The following is a 15390-nucleotide window of genomic DNA, read 5'->3' as shown; positions in this document are numbered from 1 at the left end:
TGTTGTTCAACATCTGAAAGGAGGTGACCAGTGTCTCATTGTCTCCAACCGAGGTCGCGCATCGTGACCTGGAGCCTGAAGATCGAGGTATCCGCCTAGAGGCGTTGAATCGCTTGAGGTTCTAGTCACCCGCGCACCGCGGCTACGACGATGGAGGGCCGTTCCGGGAAACCGGAACGGCCCTTTTTCATGCCTGAAGACTCGGCGTGAAGATCTAGCCGCCGACCAGTTCGCGGCCGATCAGAAAGCGGCGGATTTCGTTGGTGCCGGCGCCGATGTCATAGAGCTTGGCGTCGCGCAGGAAGCGCTCGACCGGCCACTCCTTGGTGTAGCCCGCGCCGCCCAGGGCCTGGATGGCCTCAAGGCAGGTGTTCACCGCGTTCTCGGAAGCCAGCAGGATCGCGCCCGCCGCATCGAACCGCGTGGTCTTGCCCGCGTCGCAGGCCCGCGCCACCGCGTAGACATAGGCCCGAGCCGAGTTGAGGGCCACGTACATGTCGGCCACCTTGCCCTGCATCAACTGGAACGAGCCAATGGCTTGGCCGAACTGCTTGCGCTCGCGAACATAGGGCAAGACCACGTCCAGGCAGGCCTGCATCAGACCCAGCGGACCGGCGCTGAGCACCGCGCGCTCATAGTCCAGCCCGCTCATCAGCACCCCGACCCCGCCGCCGACGGGGCCCATGACGTTCTCTTCGGGAACCTCGCAGTCCTCGAAGACCAGCTCGGCGGTGTCGGACCCGCGCATGCCCATCTTGTCCAGCTTCTTGCTGACGCTGAAGCCCTTCATGCCCTTCTCGATCAGGAAGGCGGTGATGCCCCGATCACTGGTCTTGGCATAGACCACCAGGGTGTCGGCATGGGGGGCGTTGGTGATCCAGAACTTCGTGCCGTTCAGCACATAGCGGTCGCCCTTCAACTCGGCCCGGAGCTTCATCGAAACCACGTCCGAGCCCGAACCGGCCTCGCTCATGGCCAGCGAGCCGACATGCTCGCCGCTGATCAGCTTGGGCAGATAGCGCTGCTTCTGCTCCGGGCTGCCCCAGCGCCGGATCTGGTTGACGCAGAGATTGGAGTGCGCGCCGTACGACAACCCCACGGAGGCGGAGGCCCGGGAGATCTCCTCCATCGCGATGACGTGTTCCAGATAGCCCAGACCCAGCCCGCCGAACTCTTCCTCCACGGTAATGCCATGCAGGCCAAGGTCGCCCATCGGGATCCAGAGCTCGCGAGGGAAGGTATTGGTTTCATCGATGTGCGCCGCGATCGGCGCGATCTTGTCCGCCGCAAAGCGGGCTGTGGTGTCGCGGATCGCGTCGGCTGTTTCGCCCAACGCGAAGTCCATCGAGGGTGCGGAATTTGTCATCATGCCCATCCGCATAGCACAAACGCCCGCGGGTCAACGAGACCTGCGGGCGTTCATGCTCTTACCGCTTCGTGGGCGGAGATTAGTCTTCGTCGTCGACGTCCGGGCCGGCCAGCTTGCGCAGCAGGAGATAGGCCGAAACCACGAAACAGATCGCCCCAACCATGCTGGCGCCGTAGCCGAACATCTTGATCTGCGAGAAGCCCGGGCCCGAGGCCACGGTGAGGATCCAAAGAACGCCACCCCCGAACATCGCCAGACCCAGCACGCCCAGGCTGACCAGAAGGCTGAGATTGCCGAAACGCGGCGCTTCAGGCTCAGCGAACGGCACGTCCATGGCGCTGAGCGCCACATCTTCGCTGGTCGAGAAGCCATCCAGGTTGAACACCGAGGGCGACGTGCGCGTGGTGGTCTCAAACAGGGTAGGCTCGGCGGCGGCAGCCGGCGGCGCAAACGCCTCGACCTCGGTCACCGGCGGCGGCGCGATCGAGAAATCGGCTTCCGGGGTCAGCTTGAACGGCGTCGGCGCCGCCGGCGCTTCGGGCTCCTCATAGAGGACCGCAGCAGGCGGTGCGGCGGCGGGGACCGGCGGCTCAGGAAGCCCAAGATCGTCGCGGCTGACGGGCTGAGCCCTGGGCTCCGGCGTCGCCATCGGCGCGGCCGGGGCGTCAGGCAATATGGCTTCCAGACGCGCACCGACAGCGGCGGCGGCCTGTTCGCTGGCGGTCGGTTCCTCTTCGTCGGGAACCACCACGGCCAGGGGCGCGGCGTCTTCGCGTTCCACCACCGCCCGATCGCCCTCGAACCTTGCGGTGACGGCGGCGGGCGTTTGCTTGGGCACGGCGCAACTGGCGTCGTAGTCGACCTTGGGACGCAGGATCGGGCTGGGTGAGGCGATCCACACGCCGTCGGCCGGGGTCAGGAACAAGGCCTTCTCGGCGGAGCGACGGCGAACCAGGGCGTCGATGACGATCCGCTCGCCTTCGAAGTCGGCCTTGCGCCACATCTCCATCGCGCAGGCGGCCTGCAACAGCGAGCCTTCATTGATCCGGCGCAGAACGCCAGAACGCGAGAAGTTCTCCAGGCCGATATTGAAGGCGAAACAGACCAGCGCATCGAACTGATTTTGATTCAGCGGCGCGTAGGTCTGCTCGTTGACCGCATGGGCCACCGAGATGAGATCGTAGAGCAGAAGCGCCTCGGCGTCCTTTTCCGAGACAGTCGCCCCCCCGCGGGCGGTGAGCGTATGGCCGTAGCCGATTGTCCAGCGACCATCGGGCAGCTGAGCAGCCTTCATTCGGTAGCCTTCGAATCTCTTGATGAGATCGACGGCGGCGCGGGAGACCTGATGACGCGGTTTCATCGCCTACAATGACCCAGTTTGAGACAGACGCGGATGCGTTGCTCTACCTCTCCGCAAGATAGGGGCCGCTTTGGTTGTTCCCGTGACGGGAGAACCGTTTTTCTACTGGAGCAGCAGGGCCGCGATCAGCAGGACCGCGAAAAACCCCGTAAAATCCGTCAGGAAGGTGACAAAGATCGAGGACGAGACTGCAGGATCACGTCCCATCTTTTCCAGGGCCAGCGGGGCCAGTATGCCCCCGACGGCCGCCGTGACGATGTTGGTGACCAGGGCCAAGCTCACAATGATCGCGAGTTTGCCATGATGATCCTCGGGACCGAAGATCAAGTAGGTGGCCCCGCCCATCACCAACGCAAGCGTCAGGCCATTGACCAGGCCCACTGACAGTTCGCGCAAAATGATGCGGCGGGCATTGGCCGTGGTCAGCTCCTTGCTGGCCAGGGCGCGCACGGCCACGGCCAGGGTCTGGGTGCCGGCATTGCCGCCCAGCGACGAGACGATCGGCATCAGGATGGCCAGGGCCACCAGCTTGGCGATCTCGGCCTGGAACACCGCCACGCCGCTGACCGCGACCGTGGCGGTGACAAGGTTGAGCAGCAGCCACGGCAGACGCGCCTTGACGATGTCCACCACGCTGGCGTCACGCCCCGCGTCCGACACGCCGGCGAGGGCCAGGATGTCGGCCTCCGCCTCGTCACGAATGACCTCAACGATGTCATCCACCGTGATCTGGCCCACCAACCGGCCGCCGGACTCGACGACGGGGGCGCTGATCAGGTGATATTTGTCGAAGATGTAGGCGACCTCGCCCTGCCCCATCTCGACCGGGATTTCGGTGACGGCTTCCATCAGGTCGCTCAGCGGCGTCTCACGACGGCTGCGCAGCAACAGGCTGACCGGGATGGCGCCGACGGGCTTGTAGGTGGGATCCACCACATAGACGTCGAAAAACAGCTCGGGCAGGGAGTCGCCGGCCTCGCGCACGTGGTCGATGGTGTGGCCGACGCTCCAGAATTCCGGCGCCGCCAGGAACTCACGCTGCATCAGGCGGCCGGCGGTTTCGTCTTCGTAAGAAAGGGTGGTCTCGATGGCCGCGCGGTCGATCTCGCCCATGGCCGCCAGCACCTGATAGCGCTTGGCGTCGTCGAGGTCGTCGATGACGTCGGCGGCGTCGTCGGTGTCGAGCTCTTCCAGAGCCCGCGCCAGAGCGACCGACGGCGTGGCCTCCAGCACCTCTTCGCGGAGATTCTCGTCAAGCTCGGCGAGAATTTCGCCCAGGGCCTCGGGGTCGAGAAGCGGGATCACCTCCTCGCGATAGGCCGAGGACAGAAAGCCCATCAGGTCGGCGACGTCGGCGGGATCAAGCGCCCCGACCAGCTCGCGCAGGCGCTCGGTCTTGCCGCTGTCGGCGGCGTCGATGACCATCTCGACATATTCAGGATTGAGCGCGTAGTCGTCGCCCAGGGCGAGGTCTTCGAGATCCTCGGGAATGGTCGGCATAGGGATCGAAACGTCGTCCAGCGCTTCATCGGTCAGTTCGGCGATGTCCCGGGTCATGGGGGCCTCCTGAGCTTCGAGAGCGTGTCGTCGCGGCGTTCGTCCGATCGGCGGCGGGCTTGCTCTCCAGAAGGAAAACAAGGCCTGAAACGATTAGAGCGCGTCCAGCGAGTCGGAAACCGATTTCGCCAAACGCGCTCTAGTCCTAGGTCTCACCTGGTGCGGTCGAGAAGACTCGAACTTCCACGCCCTTTCGGGCACAGCGACCTCAACGCTGCGCGTCTACCAATTCCGCCACGACCGCACGTGGTGAGGCGCGGCAGGTAGCAAACTGAATCTGGTTTGGGAAGAGCAGAGTTTGAACTCAGCCTTTAATGCGACGACGCGCCCGGACTCATCGGGCCTTGGCGCGTCGCAGGCGAAGCAGTTCGGGCGGCGCGTCGCCGATTTTGAGCATCACGCCCCGTCTCACAAATCGCCCGGTGACGGAAATTGGCTCAGCTCCGGCCACGCCACTCTGTGAGAACCAACGAGAAATGTAGGTGAAGCGAAGGGTGTCACCCTCGATCGTGGCTGAGAAAACCTCGGAACCGTTGCACCAGCCTTCGCACAATTCGAAATCGACGGTCGGGCTCGAGCCGTCGCGGACGTCCAGGCGAACACCGATATAATCGTCGGCTTCCTCAATGTAGCGAAGATTGTCGTAAAAGCCGGACCGATCCAACTTTGCCGAAAACGACGCGGATGGCGCTAACCCAAGAAGGATGGCGAGGAAAAACAGCCTGATCATAGCTCAGATTTAGCCACAACGCGGCTGCGAGCGACTAGGTCTAAACGCCGCCGGCCATGTAGTCATAGACATCGGCGGCGCGAGTCACCTGGATGGCGATGCGGTCGTCGGTGATCTGGATCTCGCCGCGGGCGATGGGGTGATTGTTGGCCAGGATCCAGACCTCGTCATTGGTCTTGGCGTCCAGCGGGATCACCGCGCCGCGTCCCATGCGCAGCAATTGCTGCATGGGTAGAATCGAGCGCCCCAAAAGAACAGAGATCTCGACATTGACGGCGTTGACCTGGCTCACGAACTAAGGCCCCTGAATCGACACTCGACCATTCTTGGTCGCGCCATCGAGTTTGCAAGAATAGGGCCGTATGCTTGATCGCCCGTTAAGCCTTGAAAATAAACAGAACCCGCTTCTGGGGCGCGGCGACGACACGCCTGTTCAGTGGGCGGTTTCGACCGGTTACGTCCCCTACCCGGCAGCCGTTGCCGCCATGGAGGCCCGCGCCGCCGCCATCGCCGAAGGAACGGCGGGAGAGCTTGTCTGGCTGCTGGAGCATCCGCCACTCTATACCGCCGGGGTTTCGGCCAAGGGGGCGGACCTGATCGAGCCCGATCGGTTCCCGGTCTTCGAGAGCGGCCGCGGCGGCCAGTACACCTATCATGGCCCCGGCCAGCGGGTGGCCTATGTGATGCTGGACCTGACACAGCGCGGTCGCGACGTGCGAGCGTTCGTGGAGGCGCTCGAAGCCTGGATCATCGACGCCCTGGCGGCCTTCAACGTCGTCGGCGAAATGCGTGAAGGCCGGGTCGGCGTCTGGGTCGAGCGCAAGGGCGCCGGTTGGTCGCGTGAGGACAAGATCGCCGCCATCGGCGTCAAGCTGCGTAAATGGGTCAGCTTCCACGGCATCAGCCTGAACGTGGAGCCCGACCTGGGCCACTTCTCGGGCATCGTGCCCTGTGGCCAGACCGAGCATGGCGTCACCAGCCTGGTCGACTTGGGACTGCCTGTGACGATGGACGAGGCTGACGCGGCGTTGCGAGCGAGCTTCCAGCGGGTGTTCGGGCCGGTCGTGGATGCGCCGACGCCGGTTTAGCGTCCTCCTCCCCCAGGGGGAGCAGAAAGATCAGATCGAGATCGTCTTCAACGGGTTGGGGCCATAACGATTGGCGCCCTGCTCGCCGCCCATCACGCCCAGTTCCACGATCGCCCAAAGGATGACGATCGAAAACACGAAGTCGAGGAAGTGCTCCGGCTGCGGCCACACAGCCACGACGGCGATCAGGATCAGGGCGGCGAACCAGCCCGAGCGGCCGCGGTCGTGCAGGCGCTTGGACAGCAGGCAGGCGCCGGAGAACAGCAGGATCGGATAGACGAACCAACCCGTCAGCCAGTGGAGCGTGAAGTTGGCCAAGGCCTCATAGAAGGTGGCGAAGCCGATAAGCACCGCGCTGGCGATCAGGAACGGCGTCCGCGACAGCCGTCCGTTCGACGACAGAAACAGCTCCGCCCATTCCGTCTGACCGTTCATGCGTAGGGGCTCCAGCGACTCTCGCGGCCGAACCTAAGCCTCAAGCACGCCAAGTGAAAGTCGCCAAGCCGCAACAGCCTGGGCGAATTCGCCCTACGTGCTACGCGAACTCCACCAGCACCTCGTCGGCCGCCACCGGATCGCCGCCCTTGGCGTTCACGGCCTTGACCAGGCCGTCGCGCTCGGCGCGGATGATGTTCTGCATCTTCATCGCCTCAAGCACGCAGACCACCTCGCCTTCACGCACCTGCTGGCCGGCGGCGACGTCCATGCTGACCACCAGGCCCGGCATCGGCGAGAGCACCAGCTTGGAGGTGTCGGCCGGCTTGCGCTCTGGCAGCCGGTCGTGCAGCTCGGCCGAGCGCGGCGTCAGCACCAGCACCCGGGCCTTGGCGGCGCGGTGGCGGATGGTGAAGCCCTCGGCGGCGGGCGCGACCTGGACGGTAAAGGCCACGCCGTCGAGTTCGCCCCGGAAGGTCGGCTGACCCGGGCGCCAGTCGATAGCGGTCAGGGTCAGGGTGCGGTTCTCGTCGAGCAGGTCGACCGACAGCGAGCGCTCACCCGAGAGCTTCACGCGGTGCTTGGCATGACCCACGGCCACCACCCACTCGTCACGCACCGGACCATTGGAGATCGCAGCGTTACCACGGGCGCGGGCGGCGTAGACCCGCTGCATGGCGGCGGCCGTCACCGTGAGGATGTCGATCTGCAGGCCCGAGGGCTCGGTCCCGGCGAAGCCCTCGGGGAACTCGTCCTTGATGTAGTTGGTCGACAGCTGGCCTGAGCGAAACCGCTCCTGGTCCATCACCGCGTTCAGGAACGGGATGTTGTGGCCCAGGCCTTCGATGTGGAAGTCCTCCAGCGCTCGGCCCATGCCGTCGACGGCCGCGATGCGGGTCGGGGCCCAGGTGCACAGCTTGGAGATCATCGGGTCATAGAACATCGAGATCTCGTCGCCCTCGCGGACCCCGGCGTCGTTGCGGACGGTATAACCGTCATGCTGTCCCTCTTGCGGCGGGTCGTAACGAACCAGGCGGCCGATGCTGGGCAGGAACTTGCGATAAGGGTCCTCGGCATAGATCCGGCTCTCGATGGCCCAGCCGTTGATCTTCAGGTCCTTCTGCTCAAACGTCAGGGCCTCGCCGGCGGCGCTGCGGATCATCTGCTCGACCAGGTCCAGACCGGTGATCAACTCGGTGACCGGGTGTTCGACCTGCAGGCGGGTGTTCATCTCGAGGAAGTAAAAGCTCTTGTCCTGGCCGGCCACGAACTCGACCGTGCCGGCTGAGTCGTAGTTCACGGCCTTGGACAGGGCTACGGCCTGAGCCCCCATCGCGGCGCGGGTGGCCTCATCGAGCAGCGGGCTCGGGGCCTCCTCGATGACCTTCTGGTTGCGACGCTGGATCGAGCATTCGCGCTCGAACAGATGGACCACGTGGCCGTGCTTGTCGCCCAGCACCTGGATCTCGATATGGCGCGGCGAGACGATGAACTTCTCAATGAAGATGCGGTCGTCGCCGAAACTGGCCTTGGCCTCGGCGCGGACGGCCGGGAAGCCTTCCTCGACGTCCTGCTGGGTCCAGGCGACGCGGATGCCCTTGCCGCCGCCGCCGGCCGACGCCTTGATCATCACCGGATAGCCGATCTCCTCGGAGATCTTGATGGCGTGGGCGGTGTCGTCGATCTCGCCGATATGGCCGGGCACGCAGGAGACGCCGGCGGCCTGGGCGAACTTCTTGCTTTCGATCTTGTCGCCCATGGCCGAGATGGCGCCGGGGTTGGGCCCGATGAAGGCGATGCCCTCGTCGGCGCAGCGCTGGGCGAAGGAGGCGTTCTCGGACAGGAAGCCGAAGCCCGGATGCACGGCCTGGGCGCCGGTCTGCTTGCAGGCCGCAATGATCTTGTCAGCGACGAGATAGCTCTGGTTGGCCGGCGACGGGCCGATATGCACCGTCTCGTCGGCCATCTCGACAGCCAGGCTGCCCGCATCGGCGTCGGAATAGACCACCACCGTCGCGATCCCCATTCGACGACAGGTTTTGATGACCCGAACCGCGATCTCGCCACGGTTGGCGATCAGGATCTTGCTGAACATGCGAACTTCCCTGCAGGCTTATTGTCTTGTTGGACATCGGTTAGCAGGCCCGCGCCTGTTTGCAACCTTGCCCCTAGGGCGCTAAACCGGGTTTAGGGCATGACACCGGTTACCAAAAACAATGCCCAAGACATGTTCAAGGGAGAAGCGTTCATGACCAAGGCATTGTTTCTAGGCTCCGCCTGTCTGTCGATTCTGGCGGGGGCGGCGAACGCCGCCGAAGAGCCGGGACTCCTGTTCCATCTTTCGGGCGACAAGGGCCTAGTCGCGGACGTCGCCAAAGGCGATCCCATCCCTAACTTCGCCGACAAGGTGACTCCGATCGCCGAGGGCGCGTTCGGCAAGGGTGTGCACGCCGAGGACACCGGCGTCGTCTCCTGGAACGCGCCCGGCAATATCCAGGCCCAGCGCGGCTCGCTGGCCTTCTTCTGGCGCTCGGGCTATCCGGTCGGCGTCGCCCCGTTCGTGATCTTCCGCGTCGGCTATGCCGACCATTCCAGCTGGGACATGGCGTTCCTGCGCATCGACTGGAACGGCCACGGCTTCGACGCCTTCGTCACTGACAACGGCCTGGCCCGCACCCGCGTCTCGTTCAAGCTGGACAAGCCGCCGGCCGCCGACGCCTGGACCCATCTGGCCTTCACCTGGGACGAAACCCAGGGCGTTCAGCTGTTCGTCGACGGCAAGCTGGCCAAGAAGAACCAGACCAAGGCCGTCTATGACGCCGGGCTCGACCAGTTCGGCATCGCCGGCCGGGTCATCGCGCCCCACCAGGTGCAGAGCCGCTACAACTTCACGCGCGGCGGCGAACTGGACGAGGTGAAGGTCTATGATCGCGCGCTGGACCCCGCCGCCGTCGCCAGGCTCGCCCGGAACGAACCGGCGCAACTTGAGCCCACCGTCGTCACGCTGGACGACCCTGCGGGCCATGCCGCCTGGCGCCTGCGCTATGGCTGGAACCGCAAGAACGACGCCCCGCCCTATCTGTCCGCGCCCGCGACCACGATCCGCAAGGTCGAGTTCACCGACGCCAAGGATCTGAAACAATGGATGTGGCGGGCCAATGACGGCATCCAGGAGACCACCTGGCCCGGCGTCTACAACCGCTCGCGGCTCGAGGGCCGCAACGACTATTTCCAGCTGCCCGACTGGAACGTCTATGCCGAAGGCGGCAAGGCGCTGAAGCTGTCCCTGCCCAACGAACCGATCAACCGCCTGGAGATCCAGGGTCCTGCCTATGGCGAGCTGACCTGGGCCCCCGCCGACGGCGCCGCGACCAAGGTCGGATCACGCGCCAAGGACCAGGCCCGCACCTTCACCACCCTGGCCCAGCCGCTGAAGGGCGGCGTCCTGACCTTCACCAACACCGACCAGGAAACCCCGATCCAGGAACTCTGGGCCTATAACGTCACCGCCGGCGCCGAGCCGAAAGACGCGTTCAAGATGAGCTACACGGTCCGCGCCGAGGCTGCGCCGGACTATCTGAACCTCTCAGATCTGAACGCCTATATCGCCGGACGTCATCCCGCGGGCGAAAGGGCCACCGTCGTGGCGCTGCCCGACAGCGCGCCGATGCGCAAACGGCCCGCCGACGCTCTGGACGCCAAGGGCCTGCCGATCGTCCATGTGCTGATCCCCTCGGGCTTCGGCGACGCACCGCCCGCCCAACCCCTGGCTCGCAACTGGGCCTATGGCTGGGAGAATGCCCGCGACGGCCTGGACGGCATCGCCATCGACATCCCCGCCCTGCCCGCCCCCACCTTTTCCACATTGGCGGACGGCGCGCTGATCCCGCTGAATATCCAGGTCAAGGATCCGATCTGGCCCGGGCGCAACATGATCGACGTCAGCGTCTCGGTGAAGCCGGGCGAGGCCCGCACCGTCTGGCTGGACCTGCGCGACCGCATCCTGACGCCCGACAGCCTCTATCTGACGATCGCCGCCGACAGCACGACTTTCGGCCCCAAGGCGCTGGACGGCGCCAAGATCCGTCTCGTCTTCAAGGACCGCGAGGCCGCCAAGGCCGAACACATCGCCGATCGCCTCAACCAGGTGAAGGACAACTGGGCCTTCCTGGTCGAGGAACACACCACTTCCAAGCGTCAGGGCCTCTATCGTCGCCTCTATGCCGACATTTCCGACCTGCTGCGGGTGGACCCCGACAACCAGATCGGCCGCGAATACTGGGGCGACATCACCTTTGGCAGCCAGGGCTGGCCGGCCTTCGACCAGCCCAAGCCAACGGACGACACCCCGCTCTGGGCCTTCCGCCAGGTCGAAGACCTGAAGCTGGTCTCCAAGTTCATCAACTGGTGGATCGACGAGCGGCAGGTCGAGTATGGCGACTTCGGCGGCGGCATCTCCGACGACAGCGATCTCACCCAGCAATGGCCCGGCGTGGCCCTGATGGGCGTCGAACCCGACAAGATCAAAGCCTCGCTCAACAGCCTGGCCGACGCCGCCTACAAGAACGGCATGTTCACCGACGGCCTGTCGACCATCGTGACCGACGAACTGCACGCCTACGAAGAGGGCATCAATTCCAACAGCGAAGCGATGTATCTCGACTATGGCGACCCGCTGGCGGTCGAGCGGCTGTTCACCACCGTCAAGGCTCTGCCCCGGATCATCGACAAGAACCCGGCCGGCCATGTCCACTTCAACACCAACTGGTACAGCGGCGCGATCTCGTATCGTGAGGGTCCCTGGGAGTGGCAAAAGCCCTATTCGTTCGGCGTCACCCACCCGGCGATCCTGATTGGCGACTACAACAATGATCCGACCGCGCGGAGCCTGGTGACCGGCCTGGCCGACGGCTACATGGCCCATGTCGCCAAGGACGGCTCCTATCCCAACGAGATCAACTGGCGCACCGACGCCGAGCGCGGCGGCACCGTGCTCCAGGGCTCGGGCTCAGGCGGTCCCTTCCAGGTGTTCTGGTCGGCCTGGAAGCTGACGGGCGACGACAAGTATCTGAAGCCGATCCAATGGCGGGTCTCCAAGAACGGCCTCAAGTCGCTGCAGGACATCAATGAGAACGCCCTGGCCGCGCTGAAGCTGGACACCGCCAACAAGGACGCCATCCTCAAGCTGGCCGCCAAGGGCGGCTCCCTGGAGCGCTACGCCGCCTGGACGCTGACCGGCGACAAGGCCTATCTCGAAGACCTCTATGCCGACGAGATCCAGTGGGCGGCGCAGCATATGTACATGCATACCGAAGGCCACTGGTGGTCCGACCGGGTGGAGATCCCCAGCGACATTCTGCAACGCTCGCGGCTCGGCGGCATCGCCAACAAGCGGGCCCAGATGACGCCCGGGCACACGGTCAGCTGGCGGTTTGAGGGCGACGCCAAGGGCGAGGACGTGGCGATCCTGGTCAAGGGCTCCGATCCCACGGCCTTCAAGGTCATCGCCTATAACCTGACCGACAAGCCGGTGGTCGCCAGCATGACCGGCTGGGGCGTCGCGCCGGGCGAGTGGAGCCTGACGCAAGGTCTCGACGCCAATGGCGACGACGCCATTGACGCCCCCGGCGAAAGCCGGTCGGTCGCGTTCGAGCGCACCAAGTCGGTGACCCTGACCCTGGCCCCGCGCCAGACCACCGTCGTCGACATGGCCCTGACAACGCCTGGCGATGATCCGGCCAAGCGCGCGGATCTGGGCGTCGGTCGCGGCGACGTCACGGTTAAGGGTTCGACCCTCACCGCCAAGGTCCACAGCCTGGGCGCTCAGGACACCAAGCCGGCCAAGCTCGAACTGGTTGACGCGACCGACAAGGTGCTGGCCTCAGCGCCGGTCCCCGCCCTGAAGGCTCCGACCGATCTGCTGCCCAAGATCGCCAGCGTGAGGCTGAAGATCCCGGCGGGCGTCAAGACGCTCGGCCTGCGCGTGCGTCTGGTGTCCGACCAGCCGCAAAACACCGCACTCAATGACGAGGTCGTGCTGCCATGATCCGCTTCAAGGAGGCCGTCGCGATGAATAAGACCTCCGCCGCGATCCTTTTCCTGCTGGCCCTGGGCGTAAGCGCCCCGGCCTCCGCTCAAACCGCTCCGGCGACTGTGCCCAAAGCCCTTGCCTATGGACGTTCCATCACCTTGGACGAAGCCAAGACCGCCGTGGCCGCTGCTGAAGCCGAGGCCCGCAAGAACGGTTGGTCCATGGTCCTCACCGTCGTCGAGCCGAACGGCGCCCTAGTCTTGAGTGAAAAGATGGATGGTACGCAGTACGGATCCACCGACGTCGCGCGCCGCAAAGCCGAGACCGCCGCCCATTTCCGCCGGCCCACCCTATATTTTCAGGACTCGGTGAAGGGCGGAAACCTCAACGCGATTTCCACCGGCGCCCTGGCGATTGAAGGCGGAGAACCTCTGATCATCGACGGCCGTATCGTCGGCGCGATCGGTGCGTCGGGCGGATCCCCTCCGCAAGATGGCCAGGTCGCGCGCGCAGCCGTCGCCGCCCTGGCTAGATGAGCGATTTCAGATAGGCCCTGAAGTCCGGCATGGTCATCAGACGGGCGGGGTCCGCCAGAGCCCCGCCGGGATCATTCTTGCGGGTCGGCGCGACCTCGTCATGACCAAACACCCGATCCAGACTGAAGGTGGCCGGAAAGGTCTTGGCCAGATAGAGGCACAGATTGGTCAGGGCCTCGAACTGATCAAAGCTGTAGGGCAGATAGATGCCGGCCTTGATGTTGTCGCTGGCCGCGACTCTGCGCACCGCCGAGGCGGGATACCATTCTTCGCTGGCTGACTTTCGGGTGCAACGACCGCGCGCGTCCAGCACCACCGCGCCCGCTGCGTTGCGTACAGAGTTGAACCAAGGACAGAAGACCCCGTCTTCCTGGGCCTCGTAGAGTTGTCCCGGATTGTTCATCTCGAAGCCGACATAGTAACGCGAAACGCCGGTTCGACCGGTCACCGGGCATTTGCTGACCCCGGCGTGCGACCCCCATTCGCCCCATTCAAAGCCCTCGGGCAGGAAGATCTTCCCGGTTCGACTGATCTCTCCGTAGTGATAGCCGTTGGCCTGGCCTGACCGCATCATGTCCAGGGACCGGCGGTCTGAATCCTCAGCCCCGTTGCCCGCGGCCTTGGTGCGATAGGCGTCGAAGTGGACGATCAGCCCCTCAAGGCCGCCGAGGCGTTTGCCCTGAGCGACATGGCGGACGCCTGTCACGGTCTGAAAGACCGGCGGCGCATAGTCACCATGCTGCTGGCGGTTAGGACGATCGCCGTCGCTGTCGACCACAGGACGCTTGAAATCCCGACAGCCGCCGGCCCAGACGAAGCGACCGCCGTCGATTTCGAACCACTGTCCGACGCCCGAGACGATCTCACCGGTCAGCGAGCCCTTCACGGCGAAACGGACCCCTGCCTCGATCATGCCCGCCTTGGCCGCCGAAGTTCGCGGCTTCCCCGCGCGAATGTTCAGGCGACCAGCGGCCTCGACCGTACCGGGCCCAACAGGAAACGGATCCGCCATCACTTCCCCCAACCTGATCGCGCCGGGCGGCGTAATCTTTTGAGGACGATAACACGGAGCCGTCTGAATTCAATTCAGACGGGAACTTTGAATTCAGATCGCGCCAGGCGTGGGAAATTCCTGAGCGAACAACCCCTCATAGGCCGTGATGCTGGCTTGAGCCTCCGGCGCGATCAGCCGCGCCAAAGCGGCTGCGAAGCTCACGGGGGCCAAGCCCGAGGCCGTGACGATCTTGCCAGAGGTTACGGCGCGAGGCTGATCGACATAGCCGTCGGCGCCCGCATAGCCTGGAACCTCACCCTCCAGCCAGGCCAGGCTGTTGGAGGTGTGGGGACGCCCCTCAAGAAGCCGCGCCCGCGCCAAAGCGACCGTGGCGCCGCAGATCGCGCCGACGATCTTGCCGTCGGCCACGGCCTGACGGAGCAAGCCGAACACCGCTTCATCGCGATAGTCGCTCCAGGCGTCAGAGCCGATCAGCAGATAGACATCGGCGTCCGACAGAACAGGATCATCAAAGCGATAGTCGGCCGCGACCAGCAGGCCGCCGATCGAGGTCTGGGGCTCGCCGTCCGGCGTCACCACCTCGATCTGAACGCCAAAGTCCCGCCGCAGCAGGGCCAGAACCGGGCCAGCCTCCCAGTCGGCCCAACCGGGTTGCAGAAAGACGGCGGCGACGGTCATGGGTCTTCTCCTGGGACGGATTCGCGGCGGTCACGGCGATCTTGGCAAGACGTCTACCCGATTGCCTCCGCCCACCCTACATTGGTCGTCATGACAGACACCGCCACCCGATCAACCGCCGGCTTCGACCTGACCCCTCCCAATGAGGCCGAGCGCGAGCACCTGGAAGCCGACATCACCACAGAGGAGGCCCGGGTCCTTTTGCAGCACGGCACCGAGGCGCCGTTCTGCGGCGGCCTGCTGGGCGAGAAAAGCCCGGGCGTCTATGCCTGCCGGCTCTGCGGCCTGCCGCTGTTTCGGCATCAGACCAAGTTCGAAAGCGGCACCGGCTGGCCCAGCTTCTACGCACCGTTCGCCGAGGATCATGTTCGGGCGATCACGGACAGCTCGTATGGCATGACGCGGATCGAGACCCGGTGCGCGCGCTGCGACAGTCATCAGGGCCATGTCTTCCCCGATGGTCCGCCGCCGACGCGGCTGCGCTACTGCATCAATTCGGTGTCGCTGCAGTTTGTGAAGGCTGGCGATCCCCTGCCCGATCCGCTGCATCGCGGCGATCCGACCGTGGATTGATCCAGGATGGTCGGCTGA

Annotated in this window: 13 protein-coding genes, 1 tRNA gene and 1 pseudogene; 5 read left to right on the top strand and 10 right to left on the bottom strand. The window is 65.0% G+C overall.

The window, feature by feature from the left end:
• Positions 1 to 13 precede the first annotated feature (13 nt).
• Positions 14 to 99, top strand: a pseudogene (locus ACW18B_RS10430) (hypothetical protein).
• A 115-nt stretch (positions 100 to 214) separates the two neighbouring features.
• On the opposite strand, the gene ACW18B_RS10425 reads toward ACW18B_RS10430, so the two are convergent.
• From ACW18B_RS10425 to ACW18B_RS10400, 6 genes are all read right to left on the bottom strand, one after another.
• A complete protein-coding gene (locus ACW18B_RS10425) occupies positions 215 to 1369 on the bottom strand; it encodes an isovaleryl-CoA dehydrogenase (protein WP_492046972.1) in 1155 nt (384 codons plus the stop codon).
• Between the two features lie 79 nt (positions 1370 to 1448).
• Positions 1449 to 2729, bottom strand: a complete 1281-nt coding sequence (gene spmX, locus ACW18B_RS10420; RefSeq protein WP_492046970.1) for a lysozyme-family localization factor SpmX — start codon at positions 2727 to 2729, stop codon at positions 1449 to 1451.
• Between the two features lie 102 nt (positions 2730 to 2831).
• Positions 2832 to 4286, bottom strand: coding sequence for a magnesium transporter (mgtE, locus tag ACW18B_RS10415; protein ID WP_492046969.1), 1455 nt, complete (start codon positions 4284 to 4286; stop codon positions 2832 to 2834).
• Between the two features lie 157 nt (positions 4287 to 4443).
• Positions 4444 to 4530: transfer RNA gene (locus ACW18B_RS10410), tRNA-Leu, on the bottom strand.
• 90 nt (positions 4531 to 4620) lie between these two features.
• Positions 4621 to 5016 carry a hypothetical protein gene (locus tag ACW18B_RS10405; RefSeq protein ID WP_492046968.1) on the bottom strand — a complete coding sequence of 132 codons (396 nt, stop codon included), beginning with the start codon at positions 5014 to 5016 and terminating at the stop codon, positions 4621 to 4623.
• 40 nt (positions 5017 to 5056) lie between these two features.
• Positions 5057 to 5308 carry a FliM/FliN family flagellar motor switch protein gene (locus tag ACW18B_RS10400; protein ID WP_492046967.1) on the bottom strand — a complete coding sequence of 84 codons (252 nt, stop codon included), beginning with the start codon at positions 5306 to 5308 and terminating at the stop codon, positions 5057 to 5059.
• Positions 5309 to 5378: 70 nt separating this feature from the next.
• Here ACW18B_RS10400 and lipB point away from each other — a divergent pair, with 70 nt between their 5' ends.
• Entirely contained in the window at positions 5379 to 6104 is a 726-nt protein-coding gene (lipB, locus tag ACW18B_RS10395) for a lipoyl(octanoyl) transferase LipB (RefSeq protein ID WP_492046966.1), read from the top strand.
• A 30-nt stretch (positions 6105 to 6134) separates the two neighbouring features.
• Here lipB and ACW18B_RS10390 read toward each other — a convergent pair whose 3' ends face one another.
• Both ACW18B_RS10390 and ACW18B_RS10385 read right to left on the bottom strand, forming a co-directional pair.
• Complete coding sequence (locus ACW18B_RS10390) at positions 6135 to 6539, bottom strand: DUF805 domain-containing protein (RefSeq protein WP_492046965.1); 405 nt, start codon at positions 6537 to 6539, stop codon at positions 6135 to 6137.
• Positions 6540 to 6639: 100 nt separating this feature from the next.
• The gene (locus ACW18B_RS10385; protein WP_492046964.1) at positions 6640 to 8634 is read right to left on the bottom strand and encodes an acetyl-CoA carboxylase biotin carboxylase subunit; all 1995 of its coding nucleotides are present in this window, start codon (positions 8632 to 8634) and stop codon (positions 6640 to 6642) included.
• A gap of 99 nt (positions 8635 to 8733) precedes the next feature.
• Between ACW18B_RS10385 and ACW18B_RS10380 the strand changes: the two genes are divergently transcribed.
• The gene (locus tag ACW18B_RS10380; RefSeq protein WP_492046963.1) at positions 8734 to 12585 is read left to right on the top strand and encodes a LamG-like jellyroll fold domain-containing protein; all 3852 of its coding nucleotides are present in this window, start codon (positions 8734 to 8736) and stop codon (positions 12583 to 12585) included.
• A 23-nt stretch (positions 12586 to 12608) separates the two neighbouring features.
• Entirely contained in the window at positions 12609 to 13106 is a 498-nt protein-coding gene (locus ACW18B_RS10375; RefSeq protein ID WP_492046962.1) for a GlcG/HbpS family heme-binding protein, read from the top strand.
• On the opposite strand, the gene ACW18B_RS10370 is transcribed toward ACW18B_RS10375, so the two are convergent.
• Both ACW18B_RS10370 and ACW18B_RS10365 read right to left on the bottom strand, forming a co-directional pair.
• Entirely contained in the window at positions 13099 to 14118 is a 1020-nt protein-coding gene (locus tag ACW18B_RS10370; protein WP_492046961.1) for an N-acetylmuramoyl-L-alanine amidase, read from the bottom strand. The genes ACW18B_RS10375 and ACW18B_RS10370 overlap by 8 nt on opposite strands.
• Positions 14119 to 14211: 93 nt before the next feature.
• The gene (locus tag ACW18B_RS10365) at positions 14212 to 14799 is read right to left on the bottom strand and encodes a type 1 glutamine amidotransferase family protein (RefSeq protein WP_492046960.1); all 588 of its coding nucleotides are present in this window, start codon (positions 14797 to 14799) and stop codon (positions 14212 to 14214) included.
• A gap of 90 nt (positions 14800 to 14889) precedes the next feature.
• On the opposite strand from ACW18B_RS10365, the gene msrB reads away from it, so the two are divergent.
• Positions 14890 to 15372 (top strand): peptide-methionine (R)-S-oxide reductase MsrB, encoded by a 483-nt coding sequence (gene msrB / locus ACW18B_RS10360; RefSeq protein WP_492046959.1) that lies wholly within the window; start codon positions 14890 to 14892, stop codon positions 15370 to 15372.
• Positions 15373 to 15390: the final 18 nt, after the last annotated feature.

Source organism: Caulobacter sp. FV2ps19, from assembly GCF_058681035.1.
Note: the sequence above shows the minus strand (reverse complement) of the source record. Positions and strands in the feature narration are given on the sequence as shown.

Bases quoted from the DNA above. Each gene is read 5' to 3' on its own strand.
- ACW18B_RS10425 (WP_492046972.1), bottom strand. From the start codon at position 1,369: ATGATGACAAATTCCGCACCCTCGATGGACTTCGCGTTGGGCGAAACA.
- spmX (WP_492046970.1), bottom strand. From the start codon at position 2,729: ATGAAACCGCGTCATCAGGTCTCCCGCGCCGCCGTCGATCTCATCAAG.
- mgtE (WP_492046969.1), bottom strand. From the start codon at position 4,286: ATGACCCGGGACATCGCCGAACTGACCGATGAAGCGCTGGACGACGTT.
- ACW18B_RS10405 (WP_492046968.1), bottom strand. From the start codon at position 5,016: ATGATCAGGCTGTTTTTCCTCGCCATCCTTCTTGGGTTAGCGCCATCC.
- lipB (WP_492046966.1), top strand. From the start codon at position 5,379: ATGCTTGATCGCCCGTTAAGCCTTGAAAATAAACAGAACCCGCTTCTG.
- ACW18B_RS10390 (WP_492046965.1), bottom strand. From the start codon at position 6,539: ATGAACGGTCAGACGGAATGGGCGGAGCTGTTTCTGTCGTCGAACGGA.
- ACW18B_RS10385 (WP_492046964.1), bottom strand. From the start codon at position 8,634: ATGTTCAGCAAGATCCTGATCGCCAACCGTGGCGAGATCGCGGTTCGG.
- ACW18B_RS10380 (WP_492046963.1), top strand. From the start codon at position 8,734: ATGACACCGGTTACCAAAAACAATGCCCAAGACATGTTCAAGGGAGAA.
- ACW18B_RS10375 (WP_492046962.1), top strand. From the start codon at position 12,609: ATGAATAAGACCTCCGCCGCGATCCTTTTCCTGCTGGCCCTGGGCGTA.
- ACW18B_RS10370 (WP_492046961.1), bottom strand. From the start codon at position 14,118: ATGGCGGATCCGTTTCCTGTTGGGCCCGGTACGGTCGAGGCCGCTGGT.
- ACW18B_RS10365 (WP_492046960.1), bottom strand. From the start codon at position 14,799: ATGACCGTCGCCGCCGTCTTTCTGCAACCCGGTTGGGCCGACTGGGAG.
- msrB (WP_492046959.1), top strand. From the start codon at position 14,890: ATGACAGACACCGCCACCCGATCAACCGCCGGCTTCGACCTGACCCCT.